Raw genomic sequence first — 16,386 nt, 5'->3', positions numbered from 1 at the left:
CTTAATCGTACATGAAGCGACGACGGAGCCGTAATGCATCAAAATGCGCGACGACTTCAGGTGCGACATGTTTACCGATTCGTGCCATCAAACAGTTGGCAGGGTGCGAGGCGATTTCTGGATCATCCGTCGGGAAAAAGACCAACCCACCGTGGTTCATCATTTTTTCCATGATTTTACGGTAATCCCAAACAGACAAACCACTTCCTTTTAAATCCCAGTGCCAATAATATTCTGTCGTTAAAATTAAATATTGTTCCATCGCTGGATCAAGCATCGAAACTTCTAAGAGTTTTTTTCCGATTTGTTGTCCCCGGAAGCGGGCCGCTACTTCGATGGCACCGAGTTCCAATATATACGGATTATTCCCCTCGCTCCATGTCTCATAAGGATCGGGATACAGAAACGTTACATAGCCAATGATGTCATTTCCTTGTCGGGCGATGATGATACGTCCTTCTTCCAAAGCGGCGATTTCAACGAGTGCTTCATGCTGTTCCGCAGGTTGTCGAAAAGCTGTTAGGCCTGGATCAAGTGTATAAGCAGCAAGTACCTGGCTTGTGACTGGTCCTTCGATTTCTACTGGACCAAGCGATGTTTCATGAGTACGATGATTGAATTGTTTTTCAAACATGTAAGCGTCACCACCTTCCTGTTCATTATAATCGAAAGCAGAGAAAGAAAGAGAGGGATTTTTTAACAAATTGACGGCAAATTGATTGAACTACAGGCTAACTAGCTTATAATGTAGGAGAGAACAGCGAAGGGGAGGAACGAGACATGAAAGTTTTGAAAGCGCTTCCGGGTAAGCATTGGTTATCCGAATATGATGGTTCAGATTCATACGATTGGCAAGAAGCGGAACAATATTTTTCGTGGTCGACGACGGGGAAAGTCAACATGGCCTACGAAGCAATCGATCGTCATGCAGAAGGTGAACGTGCCAATAAGACGGCGCTGATTTATTTTGACGGGACAACGGAACAAACGTTTACGTATGCTGATATGAAACGAATGACAAATAAAGCGGCCAACGTCTTAAAAGATGCGGGTATCGAAGCTGGAGATCGGATTTTCATTTTCATGCCACGTTCGCCGGAATTGTATTTTGCTTTACTCGGTGCGTTGAAAGTCGGTGCGATCGTCGGCCCGTTATTTGAAGCTTTCATGGAACAAGCAGTCCGGGATCGCTTGTTGGATTCGGAAGCAAAAATGTTGATTACGACAAAAGCATTATTACCACGCGTCCCTGTTGATGAACTGACATCACTCGAACAGATTCTCTTAGTTGATGAAGACGTAGAGGAAGATGATAAAATCAAGGATTTCCGACAAGCGTTCAATCAAGCATCTGAATCATTTGAACCGGTCTGGTTAGACCGGGAAGATGGTTTAATCCTTCATTATACATCGGGCTCGACCGGTAAACCGAAAGGCGTCTTACATGTTCAGAACGCAATGATTCAACATATGATGACAGGACGTTGGGTCCTCGACTTACAAGAAGAAGATGTTTATTGGTGTACAGCTGATCCAGGTTGGGTCACAGGAACAAGCTACGGTATCTTTGCACCTTTTTTGAACGGTGCGACGAATGTTGTCGTTGGCGGTCGATTTAATCCTGACTTCTGGTACAGTGTCATCGAGAAATATAAAGTGACTGTGTGGTACAGTGCACCAACAGCTTTCCGGATGTTGATGGGTGCTGGGGCGGAAATTGCAAATACACATGATCTGTCCAGTTTACGGCATGTCCTTTCGGTCGGAGAACCACTTAACCCGGAAGTCATCCGGTGGGGAAAAGAAGCTTTCGATCAACGCATTCACGATACATGGTGGATGACGGAGACGGGTGCTATGATGATCTGTAACTACAAATCAATGGATATCAAACCAGGATCGATGGGGAAACCGATTCCGGGAACGCAAGCAGCGATTGTAGATGATCAAGGAAACGAGTTGCCTCCTTTCCGGATGGGGAATTTAGCGTTAAAAACACCATGGCCTTCGATGATGCGTCAAATTTGGAACAATCCACAAAAATACGAGTCGTATTTCTTCAAAGGATGGTATGTATCAGGTGATTCGGCCTATATGGACGATGAAGGCTACTTCTGGTTCCAAGGTCGTGTCGATGATGTGATCATGACTGCCGGAGAACGTGTTGGACCATTCGAAGTAGAAAGTCGCTTGGTTGAGCATCCGGCTGTTGCAGAAGCGGGTGTCATCGGGAAACCGGATCCGGTTCGTGGTGAAATCATCAAAGCTTTCATTTCGCTAAGAGATGGATATGAGCCGACAGAAGAACTTAAACAAGAAATCCAAAAATTCGTTAAAGAGGGGCTGGCAGCCCACGCGGCTCCTCGCGAAATCGACTTCCGCGATAAACTGCCTAAAACACGCAGCGGTAAAATCATGCGCCGTGTCTTAAAGGCTTGGGAATTGAATCTTGAAACAGGAGATCTTTCGACGATGGAAGACTAAGTTTATCTTATAAAAACAGACCACTTATTTCCGGAGAAAGCGGAAGTAGGTGGTCTTGTTTTTTTGTTTTGAACGGAAACTAAAAAAACACCGACTCTTTTAGAGTCGATGCTTTAGTGACGGAACTTAGATTACTCAGCGTTTTTCTGCTTTTCATCCGCTTTGCGTTTGGCATCCGCGTCGGCTTTCGCTTTTGCTTCATCTGCTTTGCGTTTGGCATCCGCGTCGGCTTTCGCTTTTGCTTCGTCTGCTTTGCGTTTGGCATCCGCGTCGGCTTTCGCTTTTGCTTCGTCTGCTTTGCGTTTGGCATCCGCATCAGCTTTCGCTTTTGCTTCGTCTGCTTTCTGTTTAGCATCCGCGTCGGCATTGGCTTTTGTATCGTCCGCTTTCTGTTTGGCATCCGCTTCCGCTTTGGCTTTTGCTTCATCCGCTTTCTTTTTATCTTGTTCGGCTTGTTTTTTCTTTTCTGCTTCTGCTTCTGCTTTTTTCTTTGCTTCCGCTTCTTTTTTCTTTTGGTCTTCCTCTTTGAAACGACCGGTGTTTTTGAAGTCATCTGCACTGACAGAGGCCGGCTGATTGAATCGGGCACCTGACTTAAAGTAACTGCTGTTTGCGTTATACGTCAGATTCGCCATTTGAGCCCAAAGATTTTGTGTCCGTTGATAGTACGTGGTTGCACCCATCAATGAGTTGTTTTGGTCATGTCCGGTCCAAACGGCAAGGGTGACACCAGGTGTTGAACCGACCAGGTACGAGTCTTTGATTTCATTGGTCGTCCCGGTTTTACCTGCCCAATCACCAGGTACCTTGAGTAATGAATTGGCATATTGCGCCGTTCCTTTATCAAAGACACCCCGCATCATATCAAGCGTCAAATAAGCGGTACGATCTTGGTAGATACGCTTTTTCTTTGATTTTGCTTTATAGATGTTTTTACCGTCTTTCGTAATCTTCGAAATGACATACGGTTTGACGTATTCACCGTAGTTGGCAAGCGTTGCATAAGCTCCGGCAAGTTCAACTGGTGTAATTTCCATCGTTCCTAAAGCGGCAGATGGGGCATAGCGGATATTATCCGGAATTTCAATTCCCATATCGACTAATTTTTGAATCGAATTCGACATATTCATCTTCTCGTACGTTTTAACGGCAGGAACGTTTAGAGACAGTTCCAATGCTTCGCGTACGGTGACGTTTCCACGGTAACGTCCGCCTTCATTGTTGATTGGATTATCACCGGGTTGACGCGGAACGGTCTGGTAATAATACTCTTCGTCATTAATGGTCGATGCCGGTGTGATTAATCCATTTTCAATTCCGTTCGAATAAACAAGAATTGGTTTAGCAGTCGAACCGATTTGACGTTTCGCCTGGAAAGCACGGTTGAAGTCATCGGCTGTTCCATCCGTATAACGTCCACCAACAAATCCTAAAATCCGACCTGTTTCATTTTGAACCATGACAGCAGCGGTTTCTTCCGGATCTTTTTTCGTGACTGTCTTTTTCGTGTTTGGATTGACGACTTGTTTGTATTGCGGCGCACTCGGGAAGTTCGACGCATTTTTAGCCGGTGTTTGCATCGCTTCGTGAATCTTTTTATCCAGTGTCAAATGAATTTTATATCCACCTTGTCGCATCGCAATCAATGCCTGATCCCGATAATTGGCTTTGACTTCGGCAAGTTCAGAAGGTTTAACCTCATCTTCTTTGATCCCGTCCTGTTTCATGAAATAGCTTGTCATGATTTTAAGTGCTTCTTTTTCAGCTAAATCATAGACATACGGATACGTATCACGTGAACGTTTTGATGTTTTAGAAAAATCTTTTGTAATATCGTATTTTACAGCTTTCTCATATTGTGCTTTTGTAATGCTTTTCGCGACATACATTCGCTTTAAGACCGTTTTCATCCGGTTGGTACTCGGCGTCAAATCTTTTTTGACCACTCCACCTTGAAGGTAAGGTGTGTAGTAGTAAGGATTTTTTGGAATACCTGCGAGGAAAGCAGCTTGTGGTAACGTCAGTTTTTTGGCCGGTTTGTTAAACACACCACGTGACGCAGCTTCGATTCCGGCGATATTTCGTCCCAGTGAATTTCGACCAAACGAAACGACATTCAGATAAGCTTGCAGGATCTCATCTTTTGTCATCGCATTTTCGAGACGCAGAGCCAAAATGATTTCTTTGGCTTTCCGTTCAAACGAGACTTCATTCGTGAGGATTTGGTTTTTGATCAACTGTTGTGTCAACGTACTTCCGCCTGTCCGGGAAGACGAGTTCGTCACCTCTTGTAAGACGGCACGTAATGTAGCTTTTGGTACGACTCCATCATGCTCGTAAAAATCAACATCTTCTGTCGATAGGACAGCATCGAGCAGATAAGGAGAAATTTCCTTAATATTGACAGGTTGACGTTCTTCGTCCGTGGCAATGTTCGTCAGCTTTTCGCCACTTCCCCAATAAATCTCACTCGTAATGGCATAACTGTTTACTTGTTGTTTCATTTCTGTCAGTTTCGGTGCTTTTGTATCTTTGACAAGCGAAGCGAAATAACCGCCCGCTGCTCCGACAGAAAAACTTCCGACTAACAAGACCCCTATGATGAGGAATAAAATGATATTCCAAGATACGTCGTATGTGATATTCGACCAGTGCCGAACGGCTTTCGTCCGGGGATGATTCCAAAACTTGAACCAGTTCTCGCGCATAAATGATCTCCTTTACATCTTAAACTTGGGTGTAAATTAACATTAAATCACAGATAGACGTATTATACCATAACTGAAGTATTAGAAAATGGCTTGACAGTGGATTCTGCTTCAACGTATCATGGAAACATCTTAATCAAACGTATAGTAGAATCAGCTGTGATTGGAAAAAAGTAATGAACCGCTCCCTGTATCAGAGACCTAGTGGTGCTGCGAACTAGGACATAGCGCTTCATGAATTACGCTTCCAGGAGCTTCTTGAGAAATCAGGCGGTCTGCCCCGTTATCGGCAATCTAAGTGGCATGAGGTTCATGCAATTAGGGTGGTACCACGGAATATTCCGTCCCTTCGTTCAGACGAGGGGACGGTTTTTTTTAGACTATTTTAGGGGGAAGACAGATGACGTTACTGGAAGATTTAGAGTTTCGCGGATTGATCAGTCAAATGACGGACGAAGAAGGAATTAAAGAATTACTTGAAAGTCCGACGACACTATACACTGGATTTGATCCAACAGCAGATTCACTCCACATCGGACACTTATTGCCGATTCTTGTGTTAAAACGTTTCCAACAAGCGGGACACCATGCGATTGGATTAGTCGGAGGGGCAACGGGAATGATTGGTGATCCGAGTGGCCGCTCGACAGAACGTTCATTGAATACATCGGATATCGTCGAAGAATTCGCCAACCGGATTAAAGGACAATTGTCACGCTTTTTGCCGCTTGATGGCGAAAATCCCGTAACGATTGCAAACAATCTTGACTGGACAAAGGATTTGACAATCATTGATTTCTTGCGCGACATCGGGAAACATTTCCCGATCAGCTACATGTTGGCGAAAGACTCCGTTGACTCACGTCTGCAAAACGGAATCTCGTTCACGGAGTTCTCCTACATGTTGCTTCAATCGTTCGATTTCTTGAAGCTGTACGAAAATGAAGGATGTCGCCTGCAGGTCGGTGGAAGTGATCAGTGGGGAAACATCACGGCAGGAATGGAATTGATTCGCCGCGTCGGTCATGACCAAAAGGCTTTCGGAATCACAGTGCCGCTCGTTACGAAATCGGATGGTCAAAAATTCGGGAAAACGGCCGGTGGAGCAGTTTGGCTCGATGCTGATAAAACGACACCGTACGAGTTTTACCAGTTTTGGTTCAACGTCGATGACCTTGATGTCATCAAGTTCTTAAAATATTTTACGTTCCTGACACCTGACGAAATCAACGCCCTTCAACAGGAAGTCGAGACGGCACCTGAAAAACGAGTTGCACAACGCCGGTTGGCAGAAGAAATGACAGTTCTCGTTCATGGCGCAGAGGCACTCGAACAAGCGGAACGGATTACAAAAGCATTGTTCAGCGGTGAAATCAAATCGTTGAAAGCAGAAGATATTGCCGATGCCTTCAAAGGAATGCCACGTTTCGCACTGGGAGAGGCAACAAACCTGGTCGACATCCTTGTCGAAGCCCAAATCAGTCCGTCGAAGCGTCAAGCACGCGAAGATGTGACAAACGGTGCGATTTACATCAATGGGGACCGAGAACAGGAATTGACAAAAGAGATTACGAAACAAGATGCGATTGGTGATTTCACGATCATCCGTCGTGGGAAAAAGAAATACTTCGTGCTCGAGCACGCTTGAAGCGAATAAAAAACAACGCTGGCGATTTCGTCAGCGTTGTTTTTTTTGTTTAAGCGACACGGAACAGGCGAAGGGGAAGCAAACGGACGGCGATCGTTGTTGCGAGCAACGCTTTTAGGACATCACCGAGAATAAACGGAATGTTGATTGTCAGGGCATCGAGGAACGACAGATGCAAGACGGCCATCAAACCGAACGTGCCGAGCAGATAAACGAGTCCGAGTCCAAACACGAGCATCCCGATGAATAGCGGAATGAAACGGCGTGTCCTTTCAGCGACGAGACCGATGAAGAAACCGGCAATCGGGAACGCAATCAGATAACCGACGGTCGGACCGACGAATGGGGCAAGTCCTCCTTTTCCACCAAGTAAGGGAAGACCGGCAGCGGCAAGCAATAAGAAGATCAGGACAGCCAGTCCACCGCGTTTGGCACCGAGAATGGCACTGACCGTCATGATGGCGAGCATTTGAAGCGTGATTGGTACCGGACCGACGAGTTGAAGTTGCGGCAGTAAACTGACCGCAGAAATGATGGCAGCACCTAAAGCGATAAATGTAAGATCTTTTGTTTTCATAAGATGACACGTCCTCTATGTTTTGTGTTAACCAATATAAAATAAAGGTTAACACAAAACGTGAAAAAGGGAAACAAAAAAAGCACCCACCGGAGTGGATGCTTGAAACAACTGATTAACGTGAGTAGTACTCAACGACGAGTTGTTCTTGGATTTGATCGTTCAATTCAGAACGCTCTGGAAGACGGACGAACGTTCCTTCGAGCTTCTCAGCATCGAAAGTAACGAAGTCTTTAGTTGCTGGTGCAACTTCGAGTGCTTCTTTGATAACGACAAAGTTCTTTGATTTTTCGCGAACTGAGATCGTTTGACCTGGTTTCACGCGGAACGACGGGATGTCGACGCGAGCGCCATCAACTTGGATGTGACCGTGGTTGACGAGCTGACGAGCAGCACGACGTGTACGAGCCATACCCATACGGTAAACAACGTTGTCAAGACGTGCTTCAAGTAAGAACATGAAGTTCTCACCGTGGATACCAGGCATTTTGCCAGCATCGTTGAAGATACGGTTGAATTGGCGTTCGTTTACTCCGTACATGTGACGAAGCGTTTGCTTCGCTTGAAGTTGGAGACCGTACTCAGACATTTTGCGACGGCTGTTACCGTGTTGTCCTGGAGCGTACGGACGTTTTGCGATTTCTTTTCCTGTTTCAGTAAGTGAGATACCGAGACGACGTGAAAGTTTCCAAGCTGGACCTGTATAGCGAGCCATAATAAGACTCCTCCTTAGTGTTCGTTATTATTTGCATAAAAATAATAACGCCATCAAACCCACGTTACGCCCATTTCATGATGTGGCACCCTCGCTTGATAGCAAAGTTACACGATGCCCCTCCGGCAAAGCCGAGTCATGAAATGTGATACGTAAGCGATTTGACCGCTATCGTTATCATTTCTGCACTTTTACAAGTATACGTCTGCTGATTCCTGCTGTCAATCAAATATGGCGAAGAAGAATTTCGCTGAATGCTTCAAGACCGGCTTGATCCGTTTCGTCGAAGCGGTTGAGTTCAGGACTGTCGATGTCGAGGACGCCGATCGTTTTTCCGTCTTTGATCAACGGCACGACGATTTCCGAATTAGTTGCTGCGTCACAGGCGATATGTCCCGGGAACGCATGGACATCCATGACGAGTTGTGTTGTTTGATCCTGAGCGGCTGTTCCGCAAACTCCCCGTCCGAGCGGAATCCGGACACACGCCGGCAGTCCCTGGAATGGACCAAGGACCAACTCGTTTTGTTCCGGGTCCATTAAATAGAACCCGACCCAGTTCGTCCGGTCGAGAAATTGACCGAGTAAGGCACTTGCATTTGAAAGGTTGGCAATCTGATTCGTTTCCCCAGTCAGTAACGCATCAAGCTGTTTATTCAGCATTTCGTATTGTTTTGTCCGGTCACCATCATAAGTCGTTGTCTCAAACATATAGAATTCCTCCTGAAAAATCATATTTTAATCATCTTATCGGGTTTTCACACGACTGACAAACAATTGATTTCAAGAAACCCGGCTAAAAATTCGGAAGAAATTAGTAAAAGCCCGAGTAAATCTATGCAAATCGGTTGCGCTATACTATTATAAGGATAAGATTAAAGCGAATTTCTCAAAATATAAAGTCGCTTGATAGGGTGGAGGTCGTAGCAAATGTGGGCATGGGTGATTGGTGTCATCGTCATCGTATTACTCGTCATGCTGTTTAGCATGATCAGTCGGAAAAAATATTATACGAAAATCGATGAACTTGATCTTCGGAAACAAGGAATCATCAGCGCGTCGATTCCGAAGGAGTTGCAAGAACTGAAGGAACTCCCGATGGCGGGTGAGACGGAGACGAAATTCACTTCCTGGCATCAGGCATGGGAGGAGTTAGTGACAGTCCACGTCGCACAAATCGATGAGACATTATATCGAGCGGAAGAAGGGCTGGATCGTTACCGGTTTGTTGCGGTTAAAAATGATCTGGAGGTAACAGAACAATTAATTGCCGAACTCGAGGGATTAATTGATGGGATGCTGGTAGACATGTCGACGTTCAAGACAAATCAATCGGTCTTGGCGGAGCTTAAGGCACAAGGCGAAACAAACTCCAGTCAAATTCGTAAATCGTTATTGTTGCAGGCGACGTCATTCGGACCTGCGTTACCTAAATTGGAAGAACAGGCGGAACAGATTGACCAGTTACGGATTGAGATGGTTGCCTTTGAAGAAGCGGGTGAAGTGACGAAAGCCTATGAGACAAGTTTGTTACTTGAAACAAAAGTAGAAGAAACACGTCAACTCGTCGAAGTGATTCCACAGCAGTGGAAGACACTCGCTCACGAATTGAGACAGCGCATTGATCAGCTCGGAGCCGGCTATAAAGAGATGACATTAGATGGGTATCCGCTTGAACCACTCGGTATGCAATCTGATATCAAACGATTTGAAGAACAACGTTTGAGTCTCGTCAAGAAGCTCGAATTCCTTGAAATTAACGGACTTGAAGAGCAGGTGCAGCAACTTGCTTCAGATATCGACCAAATGTACGATACGTTCCGTCGTGAAGTCGATGCCCGGCACCATGTGAAAAAAGAAAATCAATCATTGAAGCAAAAAGCATTACGGATGCGTGAAAAGGTTCATCAATTGGCACAAGAATTCAGCATGTTGCGGGAAAACTATGAGATTTCGGCAGATTTAGGAGAACATTACGAATCGATTCAACGGGATGAAGAAATATTATTTGGAGCAGCGAAAGATTTGGATGAATCGATTGCAAGCCGGATCATCCCCTTCAGTATGCTGGAAGATCAAATGCGGGATGCTGTCCGATTGGAAGAACAATTGATGCTTCAATACGAACGATTCGCGGTTGAATTGCAGGCGTTACGGAAAGAAGAAACAGAAGTCCGTCAACGTGTTGCCGAATGGCGACAATTGTTATCGACCATCCGCTTGCGCTTAAAACGACTCGGTCTTCCGAAAATCCCTGCAGACGTCGAAGAAGCTTTACAAGCATCAAGTCGTTCGCTGCAGACGCTTGAAACACGGCTCGAAGAGTTACCGTTTAACGTCCATTACATCGTTTCCCAAAGCGAAGATGTCAACGGAACGTTTAAAACATTGCAAGAACGGATAGATAAAGTAGTATTCGAAGTCACTTATGCAGAACGGCTCGTTCAATACGCCAATCGATTCCGCCGACAAGATAACGAGATACATATGTCGTTGACGATTGCTGAGACGAAGTTCCTTGCAGGAGACTATGAACGGACGATTGCGTTAGGAGAACAAGTACTGCAACAATTTGATCCTAATTCGATTGAACGTATTCGAAAAGCATGTGGTCAACCGGAAACGATGCATGCATAATCATCACTGACAATTCAGGGTGGCCGTCCAGGTCACCCTGTTTTTGTAAAAAAAGGGAGCGATTGAGATGGGGAAACTGTACGTAAACGGAATCATTCGAACGATGACGCACGAAACAGATATTCACTCGGCGATGTTCATTGAAGGAGAACGGATCATTGCCATGGGTGAAGAAAGCAAGTTACGACGGCGGTTTGGAAGACGGATTCTGTCGATCGTTGATTTGAACGGGAAAGCGGTTTATCCGGCTTTCACCGATGCACATATTCATTTGATCGGATACGGTGAAGCCATCGGACGTGTGGATGCGTCGCGTTATGCCACGTTAGCGGAATTGGGAAAAGCATTCGTCGAGGCAGAAGCCGTTAACGGATTACATGTGGCAGAAGGATACGATGAAACGAAGCTTGACCGGGCACCGACGAAAGCATGGTTAAATCAGCTCTTTCCGACAGAACCGGCCTTGTTGAAGCGGACGGATCGGCATACCGTACTCGTCAACGATGTTTTGTTCAAACAGTTGGGATACAAATCGTCAACCGTCATTGAAGGTGGGAAAATCGGGTTACTCGAATCGGGAGAAGCGGACGGATTTCTTTATGATGCGGCGATCGAACCGTTGTATGCCCTGCAATCGGGCTCAGTCGAGCGGAATAAATCCTCGTTGCGGTCAGCCATTAAAGATTTGTACCGTCATGGTATTGTTGCTGCGCATACGGAAGATTTGGCGTATCATGGCGATTTAGAAGAAGTCTTGCAAGCATACCGGGAAGTGACGGAAGAAACGGGATTCCATGCTCATCTGCTCGTTCATCATTTAGTCATTGATCAACTTATTCAACTGAATCCCGTCCTGCCGCCGACGTTGTCGACCGGTGCGATGAAACTGTTCGTCGACGGGGCGCTCGGAGGACGGACGGCACTGCTTGGCAGAGGATATTCGGATGATGCGACGACACGCGGCATCGAAGTCCATTCTCCGGAACAGTTGGAACAACTCGTCAAACGGGCCCGGAGTTACGGCTTTACGGTAGCGGCACACGTCATCGGGGACTTGGCGATCGAACGTTTCGTAGCCGTCCTTGAAAAATACCCGGCTCCAAAAGGGACACGGGACCGAATCATTCATGCAACGGTCGTACGTCCGGAGTTGTTGGCACGAATTCGAAAATTGCCGGTCTTGATCGATGTCCAACCGGTCTTCCTGCTCGATGATGCTGATTTTGCGCAAGACCGACTCGGGTTGAATCGCTTGGACTGGGCCTATCGGCTGAAATCTCTTGCGGATACGGGAGCGCTTCTGTGCGGTGGATCCGATGCGCCGATTTCAAGTCCGGATGTCCGGCGTGCCTTGTATGCTGCGACGACGGGGACAGCAGGTAACATCAATAAGACGGACGAAGTATTATCAATGTATGAAGCCCTGCTGTTGTTCACGAAAAATCCACATATCGCAACCGATACACATGGACGAAAAGGAATGTTGCTTCCGGGATACGATGCAGACTTCGTCATCTTTGAACAGGATTTCTACATGTTAAGCGGGGAAGCTGTCTTAACCAACCGGTTGCTGGAGACTGTTCAAGCAGGAAGAACTGTTTTTGAGGCGACGCCAGTCATGAATTAAAATAAAAAAACTGCCAATCGGCAGTTTTTTTGTTTTACAGGAAAGAACGTTGGATTTTATGCCAAAATGTATTATTCGTTAATTTAACGGTCTTGAGTTCTTTTTCCGATAATTGAATATCGACGGAATCTGTCCGTTTTAAACTGAGCGCTTCATTGTCCATTCCGATGATCGGATAGTCGTTGCCATCTTCGATGATGCGTAAAGACAACTTACGACCGCGATTCAAGAGGAATGCCGATCCGAGTGTCCGGTACCGGTTGTTGTTGACGGAAGCAATCTCACTGACTTGAAGACAATGGATTAATGGATCAACGATTGCCCCTGATAATGATTTGTTGTAAGCCGTTGAACCGGTTGGTGTCGAGATGACCATACCGTCCCCGCGGAATGTCTCAAACAGGAACCCGTCGATATAGACCTCAATTGCCAGCGACTTGATGATGCTCGACTTAACGGAACATTCATTTAGACACAACATACCCGGTCCACCGTTAATTGAAGCTTCGAGGAGCGGATAGCGACGGACTTCAATTTCACCTTCAGAAGCACGGCTTCCGGTTTCCTTGAATATGGCTTCAACCGAAGAGAGATCGTTGATATCGAAGTCACAATAAAATGAGTTCGGTCCTTCGGCAAACCCGACATAAATCGCATCTTCCCGGAATCCTGTAAAGCGTGCCGCTTGAAGGAAGGCACCGTCTCCGCCGATCGAGACAATGATGTTGGCTTGTTTGTGGTCCTGAACGACATTCAGTCCATACCGATTTCCTACTTCAATCAGTTTACGTACCTGCGTCTCGTGTCTTTGTTTGTTACGGTAATACAGGTAGACATTGTTTCGAGCCATGGTCAATTCCCCCTTGAAAGCGTTTCATGAACTCCTTTATTATACCCGTCTTTGACAAAAATCGGTACTGCCAGCTCGAAGTGCGGGCAGAAATCTTGTGTTACCGTGGTGGCATTTCTATAGTAGAATGGAAAACGACATATGAATCTATCGGGAAATGGGGAATTTACATGGCAACATTTAAAGGGAACGCAATCACATTAATCGGAACACCTGTTGAAATCGGACAAGAGGCACCGGATTTCGAAGTGTTAGCAAACGATCTTTCACCGGTGACACGCGATACGTATGAAGGAGTTCGAATCATCAGTGTCGTACCATCAATCGATACAGGTGTCTGTGATGCCCAAACACGTAAATTCAACGAAGAAGCAGCGGCTATTGAAGGTGTAACAGTCTTGACGATTTCAAACGACTTACCGTTTGCACAACGTCGTTGGTGTGCGGCGAGTGGACTCGACAACGTCGTGACGCTGTCAGATCACCGTGATCTTTCGTTCGGTACACAGTACGGAGTCGCAATCGAAGAACTTCGTTTACTGGCTCGTTCGGTCTTCGTCATCGACGCAGCAAATGAAGTCGTTTATGCAGAATATCTAGAAGAGTCAACGAATGAAGTTGATTTTGAATCAGCACTTGCGGCTGCCAAAGGAGCCAAAACAACGAAGTAAGAATGGTTTACAAACGGCGTAAAACCGCTACAATGAAAGTAATGAGAAAGAACGGCTCCCAAGAAGTGCGGGGGCCGTTTCGTTTTGAAAGGATGGAACACACATGGAATCACTAGAAAAATTATATAAAGAATTGACACAGCAAACGCGTAAATTAGAACGTGATTTAGACATGCCGTACCTTGAAGGTCTGACGGAAGTCATCGACCGTTTGAATGAACGGCATACGGAAAACGTAGAACCGGAAACCGTCCGAAAAGCCGTATCACTTGCCATTCTCGAAGGAATGAAACAGGCACAACCGAATCACTTGCCGACACCGGACAGCGTCGCATTGTTTGCGGGTTATTTAATCGGGAAACTAATCAAGAAGGAGGATGTCCGTCTGCTGGATCTTGGCAGCGGGACAGGCGGTATGTTGCATGCTGTCCTCAGTCAACTTCCGAAAGATACGGTTGCCGAAGCCGTTGAGGTGGATGAAACATTAATTCGACTGTCGGCATCTGTTTCTGAACTCATGGATTATCCGGTCAACTATACGCATCAGGATGCTTTGCGTCCGCTTTTGCTTGATCCGGTCGATTTAGCGATGGCAGATTTGCCGATCGGCTATTATCCGGATGAAGAAGTCTCGAAAACATACGTTTTAAAACGGGATGAAGGTATGAGTTACAGCCATTTCCTGTTGATCGAACAAGCAATGAATTATGTGAAACCGGGCGGGTTTGGAGTGTTTGTCATTCCGAACGGACTCTTTCAACATGATACAGAAGGTAAGCTGAAGCAATATTTCGAAACAAAAGCCCATGTCGTCGGAATCCTCCAGTTACCGTTGACGATGTTCAAGCAGGAACAAGCAGCTAAAAGTTATTTGATTGTCCGGAACCACTTGGCGGGTATGACGATGCCAAAACAGGCATTGTTGGCCGAGTTGCCATCGTTTACCGACGCCCGTGCCTTCGGCGGGATGGTGAAACAGATTGATGAATGGATTAACACAGAATTAAAATGAAATGCGCAAAGTGATTGAAATCTGTCGTTAATTTGACTATTCTAGTGTAGAACAGAAAAAGAGCAAGACTCATACAGATGTGAATGTCGATCGATTTGAATGGAAAAGGGGAAATAAATCATGGCAAAGATTATGGCAGTAAACGCCGGTAGTTCGTCACTGAAGTTCCAATTACTTGAGATGCCGAATGAAACGATGATTGCAGTTGGTTTAGTAGAGCGCGTCGGAAAAGACGATGCCATCTTTACGATTAAATATGGCGAAGGACAGAAATACACGGATGTTCTTCCGCTTGCGACACATAAAGAAGCAGTTGAATTATCACTTGAGAAACTCATGGAATTCGGCATCATCTCATCGTATGATGAGATCAAAGGTGTCGGACACCGTGTGTTACACGGTAAAGAAAAATATGCGGACTCTGTTGTCATTACAGAAGAAGTCATGCAAGACATCGAATCTTACACGGAGCTCGGTCCGTTACACATTCCGCCAAACTTGATCGGAATTCGTGCGTTCCAAGCGATTTTACCGGAAGTACCGCAAGTCGCTGTTTTTGATACAGCTTTCCACCAAACAATGCCGGAAGAAAACTTCCTGTACAGTCTTCCGTACGAATACTACACAGAGTACGGCATCCGGAAGTACGGTTTCCACGGAACAAGCCATAAATATGTCACGGAACGTGCTTCTGAATTGTTGGGCCGTCCATTACAAGACTTGCGTCTGATTTCATGTCACCTCGGTAGCGGAGCATCGATCGCAGCTGTCGCAGGCGGAGAATCACTTGATACAACAATGGGCTTCACACCACTCGAAGGAATCACGATGGGAACGCGCTCTGGTTCGCTTGACCCAGCCTTGATCCCATTCTTGATGGAGAAAACCGGCAAGACAGCAGAAGACGTTCTAAATGTCATGAACAAAGAGTCAGGCATCTACGGTCTTTCTGGTCTTTCAAGTGACCTGCGTGATGTTGAATCTGCAGCGACAGAAGGAAATCACCGTTCGGAAATGGCGTTACGAATCTTCGCTAACCGGATTCATGGCTATATCGGTCAGTATGCAGCAGAGATGAATGGCGTCGATGCCATCATCTTTACAGCAGGTGTCGGTGAAAACTCGGATTCGATCCGTGAGCGTGTCTTACGTGGCCTTGAATTCATGGGCGTTTATTGGGATCCTTCACTCAACAACGGTGCACGCGGAGAAGAATTGTTCATCAACTATCCGCATTCACCGGTCAAAGTCATCATCATTCCGACGAATGAAGAATTGATGATTGCCCGTGACACGGTTCGTATCGGTGGATTGGTCGAGCAAAACGCATAATTAAATCTTTTTGAGCAAACGTCTGGATCACAACGAAAGTTGTATTCAGGCGTTTTTTTGTTTGAAGAAAATCATCTCAACGGAGTGAAAACAGGTGAGATGATTTCTCGTAATAAAAACGTTTG

At 45.9% G+C, this 16,386-nt stretch carries 13 protein-coding genes and 1 other annotated feature; of the genes, 7 read left to right on the top strand and 6 right to left on the bottom strand.

The features are described 5' to 3' along the window. Position 1 precedes the first annotated feature (1 nt). A complete protein-coding gene (locus tag KNP93_RS02445) occupies positions 2 to 634 on the bottom strand; it encodes a GNAT family N-acetyltransferase (RefSeq protein ID WP_131502082.1) in 633 nt (210 codons plus the stop codon). 146 nt (positions 635 to 780) lie between these two features. On the opposite strand from KNP93_RS02445, the gene acsA reads away from it, so the two are divergent. Continuing rightward, entirely contained in the window at positions 781 to 2,484 is a 1,704-nt protein-coding gene (acsA, locus tag KNP93_RS02440; RefSeq protein WP_188004601.1) for an acetate--CoA ligase, read from the top strand. A gap of 131 nt (positions 2,485 to 2,615) precedes the next feature. On the opposite strand, the gene KNP93_RS02435 is transcribed toward acsA, so the two are convergent. Further along, entirely contained in the window at positions 2,616 to 5,192 is a 2,577-nt protein-coding gene (locus tag KNP93_RS02435) for a transglycosylase domain-containing protein (protein WP_214852914.1), read from the bottom strand. Positions 5,193 to 5,342: 150 nt separating this feature from the next. Continuing rightward, positions 5,343 to 5,544, top strand: a binding site (T-box leader). Between the two features lie 48 nt (positions 5,545 to 5,592). Here KNP93_RS02435 and tyrS point away from each other — a divergent pair. Beyond that, positions 5,593 to 6,840: a tyrosine--tRNA ligase gene (gene tyrS / locus KNP93_RS02430; RefSeq protein ID WP_131502806.1), complete on the top strand. Its 1,248-nt coding sequence runs from the start codon at positions 5,593 to 5,595 to the stop codon at positions 6,838 to 6,840. 49 nt (positions 6,841 to 6,889) lie between these two features. Here the strand turns inward: tyrS and KNP93_RS02425 are convergent, their stop codons facing one another. From KNP93_RS02425 to KNP93_RS02415, 3 genes are all read right to left on the bottom strand, one after another. Beyond that, a complete protein-coding gene (locus KNP93_RS02425; protein ID WP_131502805.1) occupies positions 6,890 to 7,417 on the bottom strand; it encodes a biotin transporter BioY in 528 nt (175 codons plus the stop codon). Between the two features lie 115 nt (positions 7,418 to 7,532). Continuing rightward, on the bottom strand, positions 7,533 to 8,132 hold the full coding sequence (gene rpsD, locus KNP93_RS02420) for a 30S ribosomal protein S4 (RefSeq protein WP_012371102.1): 600 nt from the start codon (positions 8,130 to 8,132) through the stop codon (positions 7,533 to 7,535). Between the two features lie 225 nt (positions 8,133 to 8,357). Then, entirely contained in the window at positions 8,358 to 8,843 is a 486-nt protein-coding gene (locus tag KNP93_RS02415; protein WP_114595241.1) for a GAF domain-containing protein, read from the bottom strand. A 219-nt stretch (positions 8,844 to 9,062) separates the two neighbouring features. On the opposite strand from KNP93_RS02415, the gene ezrA reads away from it, so the two are divergent. Further along, complete coding sequence (gene ezrA / locus KNP93_RS02410; protein ID WP_214852911.1) at positions 9,063 to 10,769, top strand: septation ring formation regulator EzrA; 1,707 nt, start codon at positions 9,063 to 9,065, stop codon at positions 10,767 to 10,769. A 67-nt stretch (positions 10,770 to 10,836) separates the two neighbouring features. Beyond that, on the top strand, positions 10,837 to 12,396 hold the full coding sequence (locus tag KNP93_RS02405; protein ID WP_131972387.1) for an amidohydrolase: 1,560 nt from the start codon (positions 10,837 to 10,839) through the stop codon (positions 12,394 to 12,396). Positions 12,397 to 12,430: 34 nt separating this feature from the next. Here KNP93_RS02405 and KNP93_RS02400 read toward each other — a convergent pair whose 3' ends face one another. After that, positions 12,431 to 13,246 (bottom strand): NAD kinase, encoded by an 816-nt coding sequence (locus KNP93_RS02400; protein ID WP_026827725.1) that lies wholly within the window; start codon positions 13,244 to 13,246, stop codon positions 12,431 to 12,433. A 164-nt stretch (positions 13,247 to 13,410) separates the two neighbouring features. Between KNP93_RS02400 and tpx the strand changes: the two genes are divergently transcribed. The 3 genes from tpx to KNP93_RS02385 all read left to right on the top strand — a co-directional run bounded on the left by tpx (position 13,411) and on the right by KNP93_RS02385 (position 16,261). Beyond that, positions 13,411 to 13,917 carry a thiol peroxidase gene (gene tpx, locus KNP93_RS02395; protein WP_131502814.1) on the top strand — a complete coding sequence of 169 codons (507 nt, stop codon included), beginning with the start codon at positions 13,411 to 13,413 and terminating at the stop codon, positions 13,915 to 13,917. Between the two features lie 103 nt (positions 13,918 to 14,020). Continuing rightward, the gene (locus tag KNP93_RS02390; protein WP_114595244.1) at positions 14,021 to 14,929 is read left to right on the top strand and encodes a class I SAM-dependent methyltransferase; all 909 of its coding nucleotides are present in this window, start codon (positions 14,021 to 14,023) and stop codon (positions 14,927 to 14,929) included. 120 nt (positions 14,930 to 15,049) lie between these two features. Next, positions 15,050 to 16,261, top strand: coding sequence for an acetate kinase (locus tag KNP93_RS02385; RefSeq protein WP_114595245.1), 1,212 nt, complete (start codon positions 15,050 to 15,052; stop codon positions 16,259 to 16,261). Positions 16,262 to 16,386 lie beyond the last annotated feature (125 nt).

The organism is Exiguobacterium sp. s166, assembly GCF_018618855.1.
GTDB lineage: Bacteria > Bacillota > Bacilli > Exiguobacteriales > Exiguobacteriaceae > Exiguobacterium_A.
Note: the sequence above shows the minus strand (reverse complement) of the source record. Positions and strands in the feature narration are given on the sequence as shown.

Excerpts from the sequence above, each read along its gene's own strand:
- tyrS (WP_131502806.1), top strand. The coding sequence starts at position 5,593 with ATGACGTTACTGGAAGATTTAGAGTTTCGCGGATTGATCAGTCAAATG.
- KNP93_RS02385 (WP_114595245.1), top strand. The coding sequence starts at position 15,050 with ATGGCAAAGATTATGGCAGTAAACGCCGGTAGTTCGTCACTGAAGTTC.
- KNP93_RS02425 (WP_131502805.1), bottom strand. The coding sequence starts at position 7,417 with ATGAAAACAAAAGATCTTACATTTATCGCTTTAGGTGCTGCCATCATT.
- acsA (WP_188004601.1), top strand. The coding sequence starts at position 781 with ATGAAAGTTTTGAAAGCGCTTCCGGGTAAGCATTGGTTATCCGAATAT.
- rpsD (WP_012371102.1), bottom strand. The coding sequence starts at position 8,132 with ATGGCTCGCTATACAGGTCCAGCTTGGAAACTTTCACGTCGTCTCGGT.
- KNP93_RS02390 (WP_114595244.1), top strand. The coding sequence starts at position 14,021 with ATGGAATCACTAGAAAAATTATATAAAGAATTGACACAGCAAACGCGT.
- ezrA (WP_214852911.1), top strand. The coding sequence starts at position 9,063 with ATGTGGGCATGGGTGATTGGTGTCATCGTCATCGTATTACTCGTCATG.
- KNP93_RS02405 (WP_131972387.1), top strand. The coding sequence starts at position 10,837 with ATGGGGAAACTGTACGTAAACGGAATCATTCGAACGATGACGCACGAA.
- KNP93_RS02445 (WP_131502082.1), bottom strand. The coding sequence starts at position 634 with ATGTTTGAAAAACAATTCAATCATCGTACTCATGAAACATCGCTTGGT.
- KNP93_RS02435 (WP_214852914.1), bottom strand. The coding sequence starts at position 5,192 with ATGCGCGAGAACTGGTTCAAGTTTTGGAATCATCCCCGGACGAAAGCC.
- KNP93_RS02400 (WP_026827725.1), bottom strand. The coding sequence starts at position 13,246 with ATGGCTCGAAACAATGTCTACCTGTATTACCGTAACAAACAAAGACAC.
- KNP93_RS02415 (WP_114595241.1), bottom strand. The coding sequence starts at position 8,843 with ATGTTTGAGACAACGACTTATGATGGTGACCGGACAAAACAATACGAA.